The 18,102-nt window shown below is 37.2% G+C and carries 20 protein-coding genes; 16 read left to right on the top strand and 4 right to left on the bottom strand.

Going from position 1 to position 18,102, the window contains the following annotated elements; translation table 11 throughout:
• The first annotated feature begins 133 nt into the window (after positions 1-133).
• From ACVRWY_RS00100 to ACVRWY_RS00050, 11 genes are all read left to right on the top strand, one after another.
• Positions 134-1,297, top strand: a complete 1,164-nt coding sequence (locus ACVRWY_RS00100; RefSeq protein ID WP_354367051.1) for a class I SAM-dependent rRNA methyltransferase — start codon at positions 134-136, stop codon at positions 1,295-1,297.
• Entirely contained in the window at positions 1,294-1,971 is a 678-nt protein-coding gene (gene aroD / locus ACVRWY_RS00095) for a type I 3-dehydroquinate dehydratase (protein ID WP_354367053.1), read from the top strand. The genes ACVRWY_RS00100 and aroD overlap by 4 nt, the downstream gene beginning before the upstream one ends.
• Positions 1,961-2,830, top strand: a complete 870-nt coding sequence (locus ACVRWY_RS00090; RefSeq protein WP_354367055.1) for a shikimate dehydrogenase — start codon at positions 1,961-1,963, stop codon at positions 2,828-2,830. The genes aroD and ACVRWY_RS00090 overlap by 11 nt, the downstream gene beginning before the upstream one ends.
• A 19-nt stretch (positions 2,831-2,849) precedes the next feature.
• Positions 2,850-3,917, top strand: coding sequence for a 3-dehydroquinate synthase (gene aroB / locus ACVRWY_RS00085; protein WP_354367078.1), 1,068 nt, complete (start codon positions 2,850-2,852; stop codon positions 3,915-3,917).
• The gene (aroC, locus tag ACVRWY_RS00080) at positions 3,918-5,084 is read left to right on the top strand and encodes a chorismate synthase (protein ID WP_354367056.1); all 1,167 of its coding nucleotides are present in this window, start codon (positions 3,918-3,920) and stop codon (positions 5,082-5,084) included.
• A gap of 48 nt (positions 5,085-5,132) precedes the next feature.
• Entirely contained in the window at positions 5,133-6,236 is a 1,104-nt protein-coding gene (locus tag ACVRWY_RS00075) for a prephenate dehydrogenase (protein ID WP_354367057.1), read from the top strand.
• A 12-nt stretch (positions 6,237-6,248) separates the two neighbouring features.
• On the top strand, positions 6,249-6,590 hold the full coding sequence (locus ACVRWY_RS00070) for a YlbF/YmcA family competence regulator (RefSeq protein WP_354367059.1): 342 nt from the start codon (positions 6,249-6,251) through the stop codon (positions 6,588-6,590).
• Positions 6,591-6,740: 150 nt separating this feature from the next.
• Complete coding sequence (gene aroA / locus ACVRWY_RS00065; RefSeq protein ID WP_354367060.1) at positions 6,741-8,024, top strand: 3-phosphoshikimate 1-carboxyvinyltransferase; 1,284 nt, start codon at positions 6,741-6,743, stop codon at positions 8,022-8,024.
• A complete protein-coding gene (locus tag ACVRWY_RS00060; RefSeq protein WP_354367062.1) occupies positions 8,017-8,493 on the top strand; it encodes a shikimate kinase in 477 nt (158 codons plus the stop codon). Before aroA ends, ACVRWY_RS00060 begins: the two co-directional genes overlap by 8 nt.
• Positions 8,490-9,314 (top strand): prephenate dehydratase, encoded by an 825-nt coding sequence (pheA, locus tag ACVRWY_RS00055; RefSeq protein WP_354367063.1) that lies wholly within the window; start codon positions 8,490-8,492, stop codon positions 9,312-9,314. Before ACVRWY_RS00060 ends, pheA begins: the two co-directional genes overlap by 4 nt.
• A gap of 48 nt (positions 9,315-9,362) precedes the next feature.
• Positions 9,363-10,640, top strand: coding sequence for an LCP family protein (locus ACVRWY_RS00050; protein WP_354367065.1), 1,278 nt, complete (start codon positions 9,363-9,365; stop codon positions 10,638-10,640).
• A gap of 52 nt (positions 10,641-10,692) precedes the next feature.
• On the opposite strand, the gene ACVRWY_RS00045 is transcribed toward ACVRWY_RS00050, so the two are convergent.
• Genes ACVRWY_RS00045 through ACVRWY_RS00035 form a run of 3 tightly spaced genes read right to left on the bottom strand, consistent with a single transcriptional unit; the run spans position 10,693 to position 13,281 of the window.
• Positions 10,693-11,628 (bottom strand): SLAC1 family transporter, encoded by a 936-nt coding sequence (locus tag ACVRWY_RS00045; protein ID WP_354367066.1) that lies wholly within the window; start codon positions 11,626-11,628, stop codon positions 10,693-10,695.
• 17 nt (positions 11,629-11,645) lie between these two features.
• A complete protein-coding gene (locus ACVRWY_RS00040; RefSeq protein WP_354367067.1) occupies positions 11,646-12,710 on the bottom strand; it encodes an acyl-CoA dehydrogenase family protein in 1,065 nt (354 codons plus the stop codon).
• Between the two features lie 19 nt (positions 12,711-12,729).
• Complete coding sequence (locus ACVRWY_RS00035) at positions 12,730-13,281, bottom strand: carboxymuconolactone decarboxylase family protein (protein WP_354367069.1); 552 nt, start codon at positions 13,279-13,281, stop codon at positions 12,730-12,732.
• A gap of 153 nt (positions 13,282-13,434) precedes the next feature.
• Here ACVRWY_RS00035 and rlmD point away from each other — a divergent pair, with 153 nt between their 5' ends.
• The 5 genes from rlmD to ACVRWY_RS00010 all read left to right on the top strand — a co-directional run bounded on the left by rlmD (position 13,435) and on the right by ACVRWY_RS00010 (position 17,650).
• Positions 13,435-14,790 (top strand): 23S rRNA (uracil(1939)-C(5))-methyltransferase RlmD, encoded by a 1,356-nt coding sequence (gene rlmD / locus ACVRWY_RS00030; protein ID WP_354367071.1) that lies wholly within the window; start codon positions 13,435-13,437, stop codon positions 14,788-14,790.
• Positions 14,791-15,403: 613 nt separating this feature from the next.
• The gene (locus ACVRWY_RS00025) at positions 15,404-16,189 is read left to right on the top strand and encodes a ParA family protein (protein ID WP_354367079.1); all 786 of its coding nucleotides are present in this window, start codon (positions 15,404-15,406) and stop codon (positions 16,187-16,189) included.
• 91 nt (positions 16,190-16,280) lie between these two features.
• Positions 16,281-16,496 (top strand): peptide-binding protein, encoded by a 216-nt coding sequence (locus ACVRWY_RS00020; RefSeq protein WP_001835296.1) that lies wholly within the window; start codon positions 16,281-16,283, stop codon positions 16,494-16,496.
• A gap of 16 nt (positions 16,497-16,512) precedes the next feature.
• Positions 16,513-16,785 (top strand): antitoxin, encoded by a 273-nt coding sequence (locus ACVRWY_RS00015; RefSeq protein WP_354367072.1) that lies wholly within the window; start codon positions 16,513-16,515, stop codon positions 16,783-16,785.
• A 1-nt stretch (position 16,786) separates the two neighbouring features.
• Entirely contained in the window at positions 16,787-17,650 is an 864-nt protein-coding gene (locus tag ACVRWY_RS00010) for a zeta toxin family protein (protein WP_002300569.1), read from the top strand.
• Between the two features lie 262 nt (positions 17,651-17,912).
• On the opposite strand, the gene ACVRWY_RS00005 is transcribed toward ACVRWY_RS00010, so the two are convergent.
• Positions 17,913-18,102: rRNA adenine N-6-methyltransferase family protein (locus tag ACVRWY_RS00005; RefSeq protein WP_222718503.1), on the bottom strand; the 190-nt coding region annotated here is incomplete at its 5' end.

Genomic DNA, 18,102 nt, shown 5'->3' with positions numbered 1-18,102 from the left:
GAGTAACGTCCTTTTAGAAAATTTCCTAAATTAAAATCTCGTCTATGATTATAACATAAAAATATAGTGAGGAGTGGATAGAAGGGTTAATTTGCTATGAAAAGTCTGATAATATTATGGTATAATAGAAAATATGAAAAAACTTGTTGTAGGTCATTTGGCTGAAAGAAACCTGAAATCAGGCATTCAGCTATTAGATGGTAAATGTTATCCAAATCTTTCTTTCGACAATGAAGTAGTCGCACTGTATTCTGAAAAAGGACATCTTTTAGGTTCAGCTTATCTTTCTAAGCAAAATAAAGGAGTGGGCTGGTTTATTAATAAAAATAAAGTTGATTTAAATCAAGCCTACTTTGAGGAGTTATTTCGTCGGGCCAAAGAAAAGCGAAAAAGCTATAGTCATTCAGATTTAACAACTGCCTATCGTGTCTTTAACCAGGATGGAGATGATTTTGGTGGTATAAGTATTGATTTATATAACGATTATGCTCTATTTTCTTGGTACAACCCTTATGTTTATCAATTGCGAGAGATAATCTGTAAAGCTTTTCAAAATATTTTTCCAGAAGTCAGTGGAGCCTATGAGAAAATTCGTTTTAAGGGATTAGATTATGAGTCTGCCCATCTTTTTGGACAAGAAAGTCCGCAAACTTTTACGGTTTTAGAAAATGGTGTAGCTTATAGTGTTTTTCTTAATGATGGGCTGATGACAGGGATTTTTCTTGATCAACATGATGTGAGAGCTAGTTTAGTGGACGGTTTAGCACAGTCACAGTCAGTTCTCAATATGTTCTCTTATACAGCAGCTTTTTCAGTAGCAGCAGCCATGGGGGGAGCGACTAAAACAACTTCAGTTGATTTGGCAAAGCGATCACGAGAACTTTCTGAAGCACATTTTTTAGCCAATGGGTTATCTACTGATCAGCACCAATTTGTTGTGATGGATGTTTTTGAATATTTTAAGTACGCAAAGCGAAAAGGGTTGTGTTTTGATATGATTGTTATCGATCCTCCTAGTTTTGCTCGTAACAAAAAGCAGACATTCTCGGTAGTGAAAGATTACCATAAGTTAATTACGCAGGCAGTGGAAATTTTATCGCCTAAAGGGACGATTATTGCTTCTACAAACGCTTCAAATATGACTGTCGAACAATTTAAAAAACAATTGGATAAAGGATTTGGTCAGACCAAACACCGATATCACTCTTTAAATCAGTTGCCAGCTGATTTCACCTATAATAAAAATGATGAAAGTAGTAATTATTTAAAAGTATTTACGATTAAGGTTGATGTATGAGAATAGTAGTACCGGTAATGCCTAGAAGTTTAGATGAGGCTAACCAGATTGATGTCACAAAATTCGATGGTGTAGATATTATTGAATGGCGGACAGATGTGTTATCAAAAGATGATATTTTACATGTTGCACCAGCTATTTTTGAAAAATTTGTTGGTTTTGAAATTATTTTTACTTTGCGTACCAATAAGGAAGGTGGAAATATTGTTTTGTCAGATGATGAATACATTTCCATCATAAAGGATATTAATGCCCTATATCAGCCAGAATATATTGATTTTGAATATTTTTCTTACCGTAATGTCTTTGATAAGATGTTGGAGTTTCCAAATCTAATTTTGTCATATCATAATTTTGTTGAAACACCAGAAAATTTAATGGAAGTTTTTTCAGAGCTGACTGCAGTTAGCCCTCGTGTGGTTAAAATTGCTGTGATGCCTAAAAATGAGCAAGATGTTCTGGACCTTATGAATTATACACGTGGCTTTAAGACATTGAATCCTGAACAAACCTATGTCACCATGTCTATGGGGAAATTAGGTCAACTAACTCGGATGTCGGGAACTTTGACGGGCAGTGATTGGACATTTGCCAGCCTAGATGAGGCATCTGCTCCAGGGCAAATTTCTCTTTCTAATATGAAAAAAATTAAGGAGATTTTAGATGAAAATTGATGGACATACGCGATTAGCTGCGGTTGTTGCAAGACCGATTAAACATTCTATCTCACCTTTTATTCATAACACAGCTTTTGACGAAACCGGTGTTAATGGCGTTTATGTTGCTTTGGATATTCCAGAAGAGGAACTAGAAGTCACGATAGCTAATGTCAAACGTTATGATATGTTTGGGGTTAATATTTCAATGCCCTACAAGCAAGCTGTTATTCCTTATTTGGATGAATTGACGGATGCCGCTGAGCTTATTGGAGCGGTTAACACAGTTGTTAATCGTGAAGGAAAACTTTATGGCTATAATACAGATGGGCTTGGATTTTTTAAGAGTTTAGCGACATTTGCAGATTTTTCTGTTGAGGGAAAAGTGATGACCATTCTTGGAGGTGGTGGTGCAGCGACTGCTATCATTGCTCAAGCCGCTCTTAACGGTGCTCAAAAGATAACCATTTTCAACCAAAGTCAGTTTTTGGATGAAACTCGTGAGCGTGCCAAACTTTTTACTGATAAAACAGGTGTTACGATTGAGGTTTTACCGATTGAAGAGCAAGCTTTGATTCAAGAAAAAGCAGATGCCTCAGATCTTTTAGTCAATGCGACAAGTGTCGGTATGGATGGTCAATCAATGGTAGTGTCAGAAGAGATGCAATTTCACACAAATCTTTTGGTTGCAGATGTCATTTACCAACCCTTTGAAACACCTTTCTTAGCCTTAGCGAAGTCCCAAGGGCGTCAAACTATCAATGGGTTAGGAATGTTATTATTTCAAGCGGCCGCAGCCTTTGAATTATGGACTGGACAAGAAATGCCAACAGACAAAATTTGGGCAGCTTTAGAAGAACAATATAAAAGAAATTAAAAAGGAAGGAAGTACTATGATGAAAGTAAGAGTTGATCTTCCTCATAATCCTTATGATATTATTGTAGAACGTGGTTCCTTGGCAAAGTCAGGTCAGTGGGCAGCACAGTTATGGAAACCTCAAAAGGTCGTTATTATTACGGATAATCATGTAGGTAGTTTATATGCTGAAAAAGTAAAGCTAAGTTTTGAAGATGCAGGATTTGAAGTAGCTGTCTTTGACTTTTTAGAAGGTGAGGCACAGAAAAATCTAACCACAGTCAACAAAGCTTATGATTTTTTGTTTAAAAATGGTATGACTCGTAGTGATGGGATTGTGGCACTTGGTGGAGGTGTTGTTGGAGACTTAGCTGGTTTTGTCGCATCGACCTATATGCGAGGGATTCATTTTTTACAAATTCCTACTAGTTTGACAGCACAAGTGGACAGTTCTATTGGTGGTAAAACAGGTGTTAACACTCCTAATGCAAAAAATTCTGTGGGAACTTTTACTCAGCCTGATGGGGTTTTAATAGATCCAAATACTTTAAATACTCTTGGAAAAAGAGAACTCATCGAAGGAATGGGAGAAGTTGTCAAATATGGATTAATTGATGATTTAGAACTCTGGGAAGAGTTACAAAGTATGGATGGATCTATTGAAGGAATCTTGGAACACGCTGAAAGTATCATTTATCATTCCTGTCAAGTGAAGCGCAAGGTTGTAGTAGAAGATGAATTAGACAATGGTACGCGTCTTTACCTCAACTTCGGGCATACGATTGGTCATGCAATTGAAACAACAGCAGGTTATGGTAAAGTCATGCATGGTGAAGCAGTTGCCATTGGTATGGTTCAGATATCCCGTGTTGCAGAGAAAAAGGGATTGATGCCAGTAGGGATAACGGATGAGATTACCCAAATGTGTGCTAAGTTTGGCTTGCCAACAGATTATGAGCCGTGGGATAGAGAGAAATTATATCAGGCTTTGACGCATGATAAAAAAGCACGTGGAAAATCAATTAAGACGGTCATTGTTCCAGAACTTGGTCAAGCAGCCATTAACCAAATTCCACTTGAAGAAATGAGAGAATATTTGGAGAAATAAATGAGATATTTTACAGCAGGTGAATCACATGGTCCTCGTTTGACCGCTATTATTGAAGGGGTGCCAGCGGGTCTTCCTCTAACAGCTGAGTATATCAATGCTGAACTAAAACGTCGCCAAGGTGGTTACGGACGTGGTGGACGTATGAAGATTGAGTCAGATCAAGTCGAAATCACATCAGGTGTTCGTCATGGTTTAACAATGGGCAGTCCGATTACGTTAAATGTCACAAACCGTGACTTTAAAAATTGGACAGAGATTATGTCAGCAGCAGATATTGAAGAAAAGAAGAAATCTATTCGTAAGTTAACGAAACCTCGCCCGGGGCACGCGGATCTTGTTGGGGGGATGAAATACCGATTTTCAGACCTTAGAAATAGCTTAGAGCGCTCTAGTGCGCGCGAAACGACTATGCGTGTCGCAGTAGGAGCAGTGGCTAAGCGTTTGTTAGAAGAGCTTGGAATGGAAGTTGCTAGCCATGTTGTTGTTTTTGGTGGCATCGAAATTGACGTTCCAGATAATCTAACTGTTTCTGAGATCAAAGCATTGGCTAGAAAATCGGAAGTATCTATTGTTAATCAAGAGCGTGAACAGGAAATCAAGGATTATATTGATCGTATCAAAAAAGAAGGTAACACCATTGGGGGTGTCATTGAGACGGTTGTTGGTGGTGTTCCTGTTGGTTTAGGTTCTTATGTTCAATGGGATCGTAAATTAGATGCCAAGTTAGCCCAAGGTGTTGTGTCTATCAATGCTTTTAAAGGTGTTGAATTTGGTGTAGGATTTAAAGCGGGTTACCGTCCAGGGTCTGAGGTCATGGATGAGATTGTTTGGTCTGAAGAAACAGGTTATACACGTACTTCTAATAATTTAGGTGGTTTTGAAGGGGGTATGACGAATGGTCAACCTATTGTTGTGAGAGGCGTGATGAAGCCTATTCCAACTCTTTACAAGCCTCTGATGAGTGTAGATATTGAGACACATGAGCCGTATAAAGCGAGCGTAGAACGTTCTGATCCAACGGCTGTTCCAGCAGCAGGCGTAGTGATGGAGAATGTTGTAGCAACAGTGTTGGCGACAGAGATTTTGGATAAGTTTTCATCAGATAATCTTGAAGAGTTAAAAGATGCAGTAGCGCGTCACAATGCTTATGTTAAAGGGTTCTAGTGTATAAAAGTTTAATATTAAGCGTTGAATGAGCTAATTGGAGTAAAAATGGAAGAAAAAATTATTTATATAGCAGGCTTAGGTTTGATTGGTGGTTCGATGGCTTTAGGGATAAAGCGAGCTCACCCAAATTATAAAATTCTCGGCTATAATCGCTCCAGTGAGTCTCGTGATATTGCACTAGAGCGAGGGATTATTGATGAGGCGACGGATGATTTTGCTTCATTTGCTCCCAGGGCTGATGTGATTATTTTAGCGGTCCCTATCAAACAGACGATTGCTTTTATTAAAATGTTAGCCGAGCTAGATTTAAAATCAAATGTTATCATTACAGATGCTGGATCAACTAAGCTTGACATCGTTACAGCAGCCGATCACTATCTGAAAGGGCGTCCTGTTCAATTTGTGGGAAGTCACCCCATGGCGGGTAGTCATAAATCAGGTGTAATAGCCTCAGATGTCACCCTTTTTGAAAATGCTTATTATATTTTTACCCCTTCAGAAATGACACAACCTGATACTATTGCTAACTTAAAAGAGGTTTTGTCTGGGTTGCAAGCGCGTTTTGTAGAGATTGATCCTAAAGAGCATGATAATGTGACTAGTCAAATTAGTCATTTTCCCCATATCATTGCTTCGAGTTTGATGGAGCAGGCAGGTGATTATGCAAAACTCCATGAAATGACCAATCACTTTGCTGCAGGGGGCTTTCGTGATATGACACGGATTGCAGAGAGTGAACCAAGCATGTGGACAAGCATTTTGTTGACTAATAAGGCTGCTGTGCTTAATCGTATTGAGGATTTTAAAGAACGCTTAGATAAAGTGGCGTCATTAATTGAAAAAGGTGACGAAGAAGGAATATGGTCATTTTTTGATCATGGTCGAAAAACTAGAAAAGAAATGGAAATCCATAAACGTGGAGGAGTTGATAGCTCTTATGATCTTTTTGTTGATGTTCCAGATGAAGAAGATGTCATTTTGCATATTCTAGAACTCTTGAGAGGAACGTCTCTGGTTAATGTTCATATCAATGAAGAGAATAGAGAAGACATCCACGGCATACTTCAAATTTCATTTAAGAATGAAAAAGATTTGAAACATGCACAAAAAGTGATTACAGAAAACACGTCTTATCGTGTAACAATTTAAAGGAGAAATAGTATGTCAACGAATGTCTATGATTTAGCAAATGAATTAGAACGTGGTATCCGTCTATTACCGGAATATAAGGCGGTAGAAGAAGCGAAACAACAAATTGAAGCTGATTCAGCTGCCAAAAGCTTGTGGTCAGACTTTGTAGCCATGCAAGAAAAAATGCAAGGGTTAATGCAAACAGGACAAATGCCTAGCCAAGAAGATCAGACAGCCATGATGGAGTTGGGACAAAAAATTGAAGCTAATTCAATTTTGAAAAATTATTTTGATCAACAACAACGTTTGTCCGTTTACATAGCAGATATTGAAAAAATTGTATTTGCCCCTTTGCAAGAACTTGTTAAATAAGAGAGGAAGGAGTTGGATAATAGGTCTCAACTCCTTTTATTGTAGACCCCAAAAAATTCTTCATAAAATACTAAAAAACAAGAGAAATTAAGATAAAATGCCTTGTTTTATGATAGAATAGTTATAATTATAGATTTTGGAGTGTATGAGATGAAGTTAAAGACGAATGCAAGACAACTGAAAGGAACAATTCGTGTTCCTGGAGATAAATCCATTAGCCATAGATCAATCATGTTTGGTAGTCTAGCTAAAGGTGTGACGACTGTTCGTGATATTCTACGTGGTGAGGATGTCCTTTCAACCATGCAAGTCTTTCGTGATTTAGGCGTAAGAATTGAGGATGATGGTGAGATTGTCAAGGTTCATGGAGTTGGGTTTGATGGTTTAAAAGCCCCTAAAAATGCCTTAGACATGGGAAATTCAGGAACGTCTATTCGCTTGATTTCAGGTGTTTTAGCGGGACAAGATTTTGAAGCAAAGATGTTTGGAGATGATAGTTTATCCAAACGTCCAATGGATCGAGTGACTATCCCTTTGTCTCAGATGGGAGCAACAATCTCAGGGCAAACCGAATGTGATTTACCTCCTTTGCAGATTCGTGGAAGTAAAACCCTAAAACCAATTCACTACCATCTACCTGTTGCTTCTGCTCAAGTGAAGTCAGCCTTGATTTTTGCAGCGCTACAAGCTGAGGGAGAGAGTGTTATCATTGAAAAAGAAAAAACGCGTAATCATACTGAAGACATGATTGTTCAGTTTGGTGGAGAGATTTCTGTCAATGATAAAGAGATTCGTATTTCAGGGGGGCAAGAATTTGTTGGACAAGATGTCACTGTTCCTGGAGATATTTCCTCAGCAGCCTTTTGGTTAGTGGCGGGACTTATTGTTCCAAATTCTAAAGTTGTTTTGGAAAATGTTGGGATCAATGAAACTCGTACAGGTATCATTGATGTGATTAAGAGTATGAATGGTAACATTACACTTTCGCAAGTTGATGAGGTTGCAAAATCAGCGACAATTACGGTTGAAACTTCTGATCTAGTTGGGACTGAAATTGCAGGTGACATTATTCCTCGCCTCATTGATGAGTTACCAATTATCACACTATTGGCTACTCAAGCTAAGGGAACAACTGTTATCCGTGATGCAGAAGAGTTAAAAGTTAAAGAAACAGACCGTATCCAAGTAGTTGCAGATGCCCTGAATGCTATGGGAGCAAATATTACACCTACTGAGGATGGCATGATTATTGAGGGAAGAACAGCCCTTCATGGTGCAACAATCAATACTTATGGAGATCACCGTATTGGGATGATGGCTGCGATTGCTGGTCTATTGGTTAAAGATGGGGATGTTATTCTGGAACGTGCGGAGGCGATTAACACAAGCTATCCGATGTTCTTTGATCATATGGAGGCATTGCTCAATGGCTAAAATTTTAATCGGATTTATGGGGGCAGGAAAAACCACAATTGCTCAGTTATTAGACCCTAATTATGTTGATATGGATGCTATCATCACTGAACGTATTGGGATGCCGATTGCAGATTTTTTTGCAAAAGAAGGAGAAGCAGCTTTTAGAAAGATTGAATCGGAAGTATTAGAAGAGCTTTTGAAAACCAATCAAGTTGTGTCAACTGGCGGTGGAGTTGTTGAAAGTGAACATAATCGTCGCTTGTTAGCTGCTAATGCGGATACCATTTATCTAAAAGCAGATTTAGAAACAGTGCGCCAGCGTATTCAAGCAGATACAAAAAATATTAGACCGCTTTTTGTTAACAATACCAAGGAGGCTTTTCAAGCTTTATTTGACCGTCGTCAAGCCTTGTATGAAGAAGCTGCTAGCCGAGTTATTCTTGTATCTGGAAAAACACCTGCTGAAATTGTAGAGGAAATTGGATGAAGATAGCCTATTTGGGTCCAAGTGGCTCTTTTACACACAATGTTGCTTTAAAAACTTTTCCAAAAGAAGAGTTAATTCCATTTTCGAACATTACTGAAGTGATTAAGGCTTATGAAAGTCATCAGGTGACCTATGCCATTGTTCCAGTTGAAAACTCTATTGAGGGATCTGTTCATGAAACTTTGGATTATTTATTTCATCAAGCTAAAATTCATGCAGTGGCTGAAATTATTCAGCATATTAAGCAACAATTAATGGTTAAAAATGATGGGGAACATATTGAAAAAATATTTTCTCATCCTCAAGCCATTGCTCAAGGGAAAAAGTACATCACAAAGCACTATCCAGAGGCAAAGATTGAAATCACAGCTAGTACGGCCTATGCTGCTCGATATGTTTCGGAACATCCTAAGGAAGCTTTTGCAGCAATCGCCCCAGAAGCTGCAGCTAAAGAATATGGTTTGACTATTATTGCAAATGATATTCAGGAGATGGAAGAAAACTTTACGAGATTTTGGGTTTTGGGAGAGCAAAAGCCTGAGATTCAACTAAAAAAAATAGATCGTAAACTTTCTTTAGCTTTAACTCTTCCAGATAATTTACCTGGTGCACTTTATAAGGCTCTATCTACGTTTGCTTGGCGAGGAATTGATTTGACAAAAATTGAGAGTCGCCCTTTAAAGACAACTCTAGGGGAATATTTCTTTATTATCGATTTAGATAATGAAAACAATCAGTTGGTTGACTTTGCTCTAGAAGAGTTAGCTGTAATTGGAATTTCCTATAAAATTTTAGGTGATTATCCCGTTTTTCAATTATAATTATCGAATATTAGAATGAAACGTAAAAATAAGAAAGACCAGTGAGAAATGTCCAATCTAAATCATCATGAACGACTTAGGTTTAACTATTTATTGGCTAATATCAGCTATTTGACACCTAGGGAAAAAGAGGAATTTGACTATCTAAATAGAAAAAGACAGGGATTGCCCATTTCTGAAACTCAAGCCTCGCCTCAGCTTACACCATACAAGGAAACTAGTGTCATTCCACCACATTCTAAAGACACTCCTTCTTCAAGACCTGTTTCTCCTAAAAAACAGGATAAAAAAAGACTAACACCCAAAAAGACAGGGAAAAAAAAGAAATTAAAATATTTCTTTTATGGTTTCTTACTTTTTCTTCTTACCGTCATTTCCATTATGATTTTTCTCTTTTTTAAAGGAAGAAATGATGCGCAACAAGAAGCTGAAGCTAATCATAAGGCTGCGGTTGTTGAAGTTTTTAATGGAGAGGAAACCAGTGATGGCACCAATATTTTAATTATGGGAACTGATAAGCGAGTAACTGAGCAGTCAACAGATGCTAGAGCAGATACCATTATGGTTGTTAATATTGGAAATGAAGATGGCAAGATAAAAATGGTTAGCTTCATGAGAGATATTTTGGTCAATATTGAAGGTGTCAGTGCCGATGATTATACAGTTGACAATAAACTGAATACGGCTTTTAATATTGGGGAACAAAATGATAACCAAGGTGCAGAATTACTACGAGAAACTTTAAAGCGTAATTTTGATATTGATATTAAATATTATGCTATGGTTGATTTTGAAACCTTTGCAGAAGCTATTGATGCTCTATTTCCAAATGGTGTCAAAATTGATGCACAATTTGCTACTGTAGATGGAGAAGAAGTGGATAAGGTCGAGGTGCCTGATGATCTTAATATGAAGGATGGTGTAGTTCCTAATCAAACTATCAAAGTTGGAACACAGTACATGGATGGACGGACTTTACTGAATTATGCTCGTTTTAGAAAAGATGATGAGGGTGATTTTGGTCGGACGAAGCGTCAACAACAAGTCATGCAAGCTGTTATGACACAGTTAAAAAATCCAACAAAACTATTTACAGGATCAACAGCTTTGGGAACGATTTTTGCCTTAACCTCAACGAATGTTCCTTATTCTTTCATTGTACAAAATGGTCTTTCTGTTATTTCAAGTGGTCAAAAAGGAATCGAGCGAACAACAATTCCAGAAAATGGTGATTGGGTAGATGATTATGATATTTATGGAGGTCAAGGTCTGTTGATTGATTTTGATAGTTATCAAAAGGAATTAGCTGACTTAGGATTTCGTTAGATAAAAAACTCTAAACTTCTATGTGAATCGAAGTTTAGAGTTTTTTATTATCTCATTTATTTTTATTTATTATAGAAGCATGGAGTATTTTTAGGGATTTTTGCCTAAAAAACTTGAAAACATTATAGGTAAGGAAACCAATGATAGTAATAACAAGAAGGAGTTCTACTGTATAAAGTATTAGTATGGATTGGTGATAGTTAAAAAGAGGGAGACTAGCTTTTAAAGCGCCTATGCTGCTAACAAGAGGAAAACTGAAAGCAGAAAAAATAGGGGAAAATGTGTTCCTTATTTGTTTGAAAAAGATAACTAGTGCAAATAGATAGAGGAGTTGAGAAAACAGGAGTACCCCTAAAATCAACGGATGATTTGCTGCTGGGAAAAGTTTTAGATAAGCTGTTAACAGTAGGGAGAGAGGAGCTGCGTATATGGCTAATAAAGGTTTTTCTGTTAAGGACAGAGGATTTTTAATCTGCCTGTAAGTGATGGTGACAAATAGAATGAGCCAAGCTAGACTGGAAACCATTAAAATTGGCAAATGAAGAAACTCTAAAGTGTTACTAGGACTAGTGGGGATACTAATCGCTAAACCAACATAGAGAACAAACCAACTAGGATAAATCTGATCAAGATTTTTTTGGGAAATAAAGTGATCACTAAACCAGACGATATAAATCAGATAGCTGATCAGAACTAATCCCCATAAGCCTATCTTTAATCTTTGTTCAAAAGGTAGAGCAGTTATGAACACAAAGAGGCTCATAAAAAAGCTAGCAAAACTAGAGGCAACAACAGGGTTTTCAAATTCCGTTAGTAATGTTTTTGCAGTTAATAGAAGTCGGCCAGTAATGAGACTTAGAAGCAGTGTTGCTAAAAGATAGACTATACCTGATAGTTTAGGAAAGTCACTAAGTAAATTAGCTAGACTAAATAGGGCTAGCATTAGGCTGGTTATGGCAAGTGGAATATTTGATAGGAATGCTGTCATAAGCCGTCTCACTTACTTTACGCTTTAGCTAAGATATGGCGAAGTTGCACGGCGCTTGGTGTGACAATTGGTAAAAAGACTCCCTCATTCCAACGACGGATAAAACTAGAAGAAGATTGCTTAAAGTAACCTTGACCTCCGCTAGCTTGTAACTCTAGGAGTAGGCTTGCTGAAACAACATCGACAATATCAATACGTAGTTGAAAGAGTTCTTTAGGGTGTTGGATAAAGTAATTGTCACGTTTTAACCCTTGGAATAGGTCGCCTTGAATCGCTTCTAATTGTGCTAGGGTCGTTTGATAGTCATTTTTTAGAACGCTTCGGTTACTATTCAGACTATTTTGGACTTCTGATAGTGAGCGTTTAGCGAGTCCCAGTGCTAGCCCAAATTGAAAACCTAGAAAACTTGGTCGAGTTTGTGCAATATAGTCAGGAGCATCTGTAGATAAGACCCAGTTCTTATCTAGTTTGACATGGTTGAAGCTAAGAGCAGCTGTATTAGCACCTTGTAGGGAGACAAACTCTAAATCAGGAGAACGGGTGAGGTGTTCTGCCGTAGATGGGATAACTAAAATCCAAGGCTTGCGATTACCCTTAAAGCCAGCCGCAAAAACAGCTAGAAAACGATCTGAACGCAGGTTAGTCACCCAAGGCAGGCGGCCATCAAGGTAGAACTCATCTCCTTCTTGGCTAATGGTGACGTTCAATTCCTCAATGTTAGACAGGTATTTGACAGCATTTGATAAACCCGTTCCCCCAGCAATCTCTCCATCGAGGAGGTCTTTTAGCCAGGTTTGACGTGGATAAGGATTGGGACTAGCAAGGATATATTCAATGAAGGTACGATGTCCCCATGAGATAAAAGCAGCTGTGAGAGAATGTTCAGCTAGCTCAGATAGAAGGTCAATAACATCTGTTTTATCGCCACCAAGTCCACCGAGTTTTTTAGGAACTCCGATTTTAAACACATTAAACTGAGCAATTTTTTTGAGTAATTGATCTGCGAGTTCTCCTGACTCCTGATCCAGTTGATCTGCATGTTGGTCTAACCAAGTGATAAATTCGGTTGAAAAATAAGTCATAGGCAGGTTTTCTCCTTTATTATTTAGCGTAAGCTGCTAGCTCGGGATTGATTGGGGTTTGGGCTAAATTGTTAGCATAGTTGCAGAGAGTGGCTAGACTGACGCCCAAAATAACGTCAAGGGCATTTTGATCCGTAAAGCCTGCATCAAGGAAGTCCTTATAAGCCTCATCTCCAACAGCACCTTTGGTATTAATCACAGCAATGGTGAATTTTGCTAAGGTATCTAATCTTTGATCATCTTCAATTGGTGTGGCATTGCGGAGTGCTTCAAGAAGATTTGGTGGCATCTGGATTTGCTTGATGGAAAAAGCTGTGTGCCCTGCTACACAGAAGGCACAGCCGTTAGTTACAGCGGCAGTAATTTGAACAACCTCGCGCTCGGTTGGTGTCAGAGAGTTGCGTCGATTGATTGCACCTACTGTACGATAAGTTTCTAAAGCAGTAGGGGCATTAGCTAGTAGTCCAATTAAGTTTGGAATATAGCCACCGTTATCTTTTTCAACCGTTCTTAGCGTATCTTTAACCTCATCGGGTGCAGTCTCAATCGTATGTATTGTTAAATTTGGCATATCGTTCTCCTTAAAAAGTAATTACTAATAGGATATCAGTTACGGAATTATTTGGATAATCTTTATTTTTTATGATAGACCATAAATTTTAGTTATATATGCTATAATAGAGAGCAGTGAATGATTCTTGTAGAAGAAAACTAAGGGGGAAGAATGTTAGTTAAAAATAGTATTGTTGAGGTTGATATTATTGATTTAAGCCATGAAGGAGCTGGAGTAGCTAAGGTTGATGGTTTAGTCTTTTTTATTGACAATGCACTTCCAGGGGAACGTATTCGTATGCGGGTGCTCAAGCTCAATAAGAAAATGGGGTACGGTAAGGTTGAGGAATACTTGTCTTATTCAGAGCATCGTAATCAAAATGTTGATTTGGCATACTTGAGATCTGGTATTGCAGATCTAGGGCATCTGACCTATGGTGCCCAGCTTGACTTTAAAACTAAGCAGGTTAAAGATAGTTTGTATAAGATTGCAGGAATTTCAGCTATTGATATTCCTAAAACGTTAGGAATGAAAGCACCTCTTGCTTATCGTAATAAAGCTGCGGTACCTGTGCGTCGTGTTAAGGGTCAGTTGGAAACAGGCTTCTTCCGTAAAAATTCGCATGACTTGATCCCTATTGAAGACTTCTATATTCAGGACAAGGAAATTGACCGCTTGATTTTAGCGACACGAGATTTGTTGCGTCGTTTTGACCTTAAGCCTTACGATGAAAAGGAGCAGACAGGCTTGATTCGTAATATTGTGGTTCGTCGTGGCCATTATTCAGGGCAGCTCATGTTGGTCTTAGTAACGACGCGTCCTAAAATTTTCCGTATTGAGCAAGTCATTGAGCAGTTAGTGAAAGCCTTTCCTAACTTATTGTCAGTCATTCAGAATATCAATGATAAAAATACTAATGCGATTTTTGGAAAAGACTTTAAAACACTTTATGGTCAGGATACTATCACCGATAGTATGTTAGGAAATAGTTACGCTATTTCAGCTCAATCTTTTTATCAAGTCAATACCGAAATGGCTGAGCAACTCTATCAAGTAGCCATTGATTTTTCAGATTTGGCATCAGATAGCGTGGTGATTGATGCTTACTCAGGTATTGGGACAATTGGTCTTTCATTTGCCAAAAAGGTAAAGGCAGTTTACGGAGTTGAAGTGGTCGCTTCCGCTGTTCAAGATGCTAAGGAAAATGCTAAGCGTAACGGTATCACAAATGCCAACTACATCTGTGCAACAGCAGAAGATGCCATGAAGGAGTGGCGTCAGAAAGGTATCAAACCCGATGTTATCTTAGTCGATCCCCCGAGAAAAGGCTTGACCGAAAGTTTTATCACATCAAGTGTTGCCATGCAACCAGAGAAAATTACCTACATCTCATGTAACGTTGCTACCATGGCGCGTGACATCAAGCGCTATGAAGAGCTAGGCTATAAACTCAAAAAAGTCCAACCCGTTGACCTCTTCCCGCAAACGCATCACGTGGAGTGTGTTGCTCTGCTCGTAAAAGCCTAGAAAACTTTGAACGAAAGGGATAATGAAAAGCCTTGATTGCAAGGCTTTTTGTATTGAGGTGGGGAAGTATCAGAGTGAGGAATTTTTTGGAGTGAGTAGAAGTGATAGCTAGAAATTATCCAATTCTATTTCCATTTACCCTGTGGGTACGTGTTTGTTTCCATTGACAAGGAGTTTGTGGGAATAGAAACGTCCCCACCTCTAATACCACCAGAATGGTCGATTGAAGTGTGAGTTCTGAATTTGATACAAAAGTACTTATCATTTTTCAGTAGTTTTACTCACTTTATGCATTATGATAAAATGTTTTCAAAAGCCAAGCTTTCAAAGAGATATATTTTTTGGTGAAATTTTTGATATAATGATATCGGAAACGAGGAGTTTACCATGTTAGAATGTAAAGTGTATTGAAAAATATAGTTTGAAATTTGTTATAAGCATTCTTCATGTGTAAGTCACCATGTTTTTATATATTTTAAAAAGCAATTTTTTACATAATAATCATAAAAAGTGTAGTGAGGGTTGAATTAGAGATGGATTTTGAGACTTTAACTCGATTTATAATTAGTGAAGGTAAAGCGTTGAGTTATGAATCAATCAGTAGTTTTGAAGAATTATCTTGAATAATTACTTTAAAGGTGGTGTTGGAAAGTCAAAATTATCAACTATGTTTGCTTACTTGACAGACAAATTGAATTTAAAAGTTTTAATGATCGATAAGGACTTACAAGCAACATTGACAAAAGACTTAGCAAAAACTTTTAAGGTAGAATTGCCACGTGTTAATTTTTACGAAGGCTTGAAAAATGGAAACTTGGCTTCTTCTATTGTTCATTTGACTGATAATTTAGATTTGATACCTGGCACGTTTGATTTGATGTTACTGCCAAAATTAACTCGCTCATGGACGTTTGAAAATGAAAGTAGATTGCTTGCTACTCTGTTAGAACCTTTAAAAAGTGACTATGATCTCATTATTATTGATACTGTACCAACGCCAAGCGTTTATACAAATAATGCAATCGTGGCAAGTGATTACGTTATGATCCCTTTACAAGCAGAAGAAGAAAGTACAAACAACATTCAAAACTATATTTCCTATTTGATTGATTTACAAGAACAGTTTAACCCTGGACTAGATATGATCGGTTTTGTTCCTTATTTAGTTGATACGGACAGCGCAACGATAAAATCGAACCTGGAAGAACTGTACAACGAACATAAAGAAGATAATTTGGTTTTCCAAAATATTATCAAGCGAAGTAATAAAGTAAGTACCTGGTCTAAGAACGGCATTACAGAACATAAAGGCTATGACAAAAAAGTCTTATCTATGTATGAGAACGTATTTTTTGAAATGGTTGAGCGAATCATTCAGTTAGAAAATGAAAAAGAATAGAATCACAAATCACAAGTGATTAATCACAAATCACTTGTGATTTGTGATTGTTGATGATAAAATAAGAATAAGAAGAAATAGAAAGAAGTGAGTGATTGTGGGAAATTTAGGCGCACAAAAAGCAAAACGAAATGATACACCAATCAGTGCAAAAAAAGATATAATGGGAGATAAGACGGTTCGTGTTCGTGCTGACTTGCACCATATCATAAAAATCGAAACAGCAAAGAATGGCGGAAACGTAAAAGAAGTTATGGATCAAGCCTTAGAAGAATATATACGGAAATATTTACCTGACAAACTTTAAAAGGAGTGAAAATGAAATGGCAGTTACGTATGAAAAAACATTTGAAATAGAGATCATTAACGAATTATCGGCAAGCGTTTATAATCGAGTATTAAACTATGTTTTGAACCATGAATTAAATAAAAATGACTCTCAATTATTGGAAGTCAATTTATTAAACCAATTAAAGCTTGCAAAACGTGTAAATCTTTTTGATTATTCTTTAGAAGAATTACAAGCCGTTCATGAGTATTGGCGGTCAATGAATCTTTACTCAAAACAAGTTTTGAATAAAGAGAAAGTGGCTTAATATGGCAAATATAGTCAATTTTACTGACAAACAATTTGAGAATCGCTTAAATGATAATTTAGAAGAATTGATTCAAGGAAAAAAAGCGGTTGAATCGCCAACCGCTTTTTTACTTGGTGGGCAACCAGGGTCAGGGAAAACCAGTTTGCGATCAGCAATTTTTGAAGAAACACAAGGGAATGTTATTGTCATTGATAATGATACCTTTAAACAACAGCACCCTAATTTTGATGAACTAGTGAAACTTTATGAAAAAGACGTAGTAAAACACGTTACCCCTTATTCTAATCGCATGACAGAAGCGATCATAAGCCGTTTGAGCGATCAAGGGTATAATTTGGTGATCGAAGGTACAGGACGAACAACAGACGTTCCTATTCAAACCGCAACAATGCTTCAAGCCAAAGGTTATGAAACAAAAATGTATGTCATGGCAGTACCTAAAATCAACTCATATTTAGGAACAATTGAACGATATGAAACCATGTATGCAGATGATCCAATGACAGCCAGGGCAACACCAAAACAAGCGCATGATATTGTTGTCAAAAACTTACCGACCAATTTAGAAACCCTTCATAAAACGGGCTTATTTAGCGATATAAGGCTATATAACAGAGAAGGAGTAAAACTCTATTCAAGTTTGGAAACACCTTCTATTAGTCCAAAAGAAACCTTAGAAAAAGAATTGAATCGTAAAGTAGCAAGTAAAGAAATTCAACCGACTTTAGAACGAATAGAGCAAAAAATGGTTCTAAATAAACACCAAGAGACACCTGAATTTAAAGCAATTCAACAAAAATTGGAAAGCTTGCAGCCACCTACACCACCAATACCCAAAACACCTAAACTTCCAGGTATTTAAACCTTAAAAAAGGAAAAGAGTAGTTACCAAAAAACGGTAACTACTCTTTTTTTATAAAAACATTTCCTCATGTTGGGGTCCCGAGCGCCTACGAGGAATTTGTATCGATAAGAAATAGATTTAAAAATTTCGCTGTTTTTTTCTAATTTCATTTTGAGGTGAATTAATTGGTAGTTATTAGAGGTGCCCTATACCTAATAATTTATCTACATTCCCTTTAGTAACGTGTAACTTTCCAAATTTACAAAAGCGACTCATAGAATTATTTCCTCCCGTTAAATAATAGATAACTATTAAAAATAGACAATACTTGCTCATAAGTAATGGTACTTAAATTGTTTACTTTGGCGTGTTTCATTGCTTGATGAAACTGATTTTTAGTAAACAGTTGACGATATTCTCGATTGACCCATTTTGAAACAAAGTACGTATATAGCTTCCAATATTTATCT

This window comes from Streptococcus porcorum, assembly GCF_053203725.1.
Note: the sequence above shows the minus strand (reverse complement) of the source record. Positions and strands in the feature narration are given on the sequence as shown.

Bases quoted from the DNA above. Each gene is read 5' to 3' on its own strand.
- ACVRWY_RS00100 (WP_354367051.1), top strand. From the start codon at position 134: ATGAAAAAACTTGTTGTAGGTCATTTGGCTGAAAGAAACCTGAAATCA.
- aroD (WP_354367053.1), top strand. From the start codon at position 1,294: ATGAGAATAGTAGTACCGGTAATGCCTAGAAGTTTAGATGAGGCTAAC.
- ACVRWY_RS00090 (WP_354367055.1), top strand. From the start codon at position 1,961: ATGAAAATTGATGGACATACGCGATTAGCTGCGGTTGTTGCAAGACCG.
- aroB (WP_354367078.1), top strand. From the start codon at position 2,850: ATGAAAGTAAGAGTTGATCTTCCTCATAATCCTTATGATATTATTGTA.
- aroC (WP_354367056.1), top strand. From the start codon at position 3,918: ATGAGATATTTTACAGCAGGTGAATCACATGGTCCTCGTTTGACCGCT.
- ACVRWY_RS00075 (WP_354367057.1), top strand. From the start codon at position 5,133: ATGGAAGAAAAAATTATTTATATAGCAGGCTTAGGTTTGATTGGTGGT.
- ACVRWY_RS00070 (WP_354367059.1), top strand. From the start codon at position 6,249: ATGTCAACGAATGTCTATGATTTAGCAAATGAATTAGAACGTGGTATC.
- aroA (WP_354367060.1), top strand. From the start codon at position 6,741: ATGAAGTTAAAGACGAATGCAAGACAACTGAAAGGAACAATTCGTGTT.
- ACVRWY_RS00060 (WP_354367062.1), top strand. From the start codon at position 8,017: ATGGCTAAAATTTTAATCGGATTTATGGGGGCAGGAAAAACCACAATT.
- pheA (WP_354367063.1), top strand. From the start codon at position 8,490: ATGAAGATAGCCTATTTGGGTCCAAGTGGCTCTTTTACACACAATGTT.
- ACVRWY_RS00050 (WP_354367065.1), top strand. From the start codon at position 9,363: ATGTCCAATCTAAATCATCATGAACGACTTAGGTTTAACTATTTATTG.
- ACVRWY_RS00045 (WP_354367066.1), bottom strand. From the start codon at position 11,628: ATGACAGCATTCCTATCAAATATTCCACTTGCCATAACCAGCCTAATG.
- ACVRWY_RS00040 (WP_354367067.1), bottom strand. From the start codon at position 12,710: ATGACTTATTTTTCAACCGAATTTATCACTTGGTTAGACCAACATGCA.
- ACVRWY_RS00035 (WP_354367069.1), bottom strand. From the start codon at position 13,281: ATGCCAAATTTAACAATACATACGATTGAGACTGCACCCGATGAGGTT.
- rlmD (WP_354367071.1), top strand. From the start codon at position 13,435: ATGTTAGTTAAAAATAGTATTGTTGAGGTTGATATTATTGATTTAAGC.
- ACVRWY_RS00015 (WP_354367072.1), top strand. From the start codon at position 16,513: ATGGCAGTTACGTATGAAAAAACATTTGAAATAGAGATCATTAACGAA.
- ACVRWY_RS00010 (WP_002300569.1), top strand. From the start codon at position 16,787: ATGGCAAATATAGTCAATTTTACTGACAAACAATTTGAGAATCGCTTA.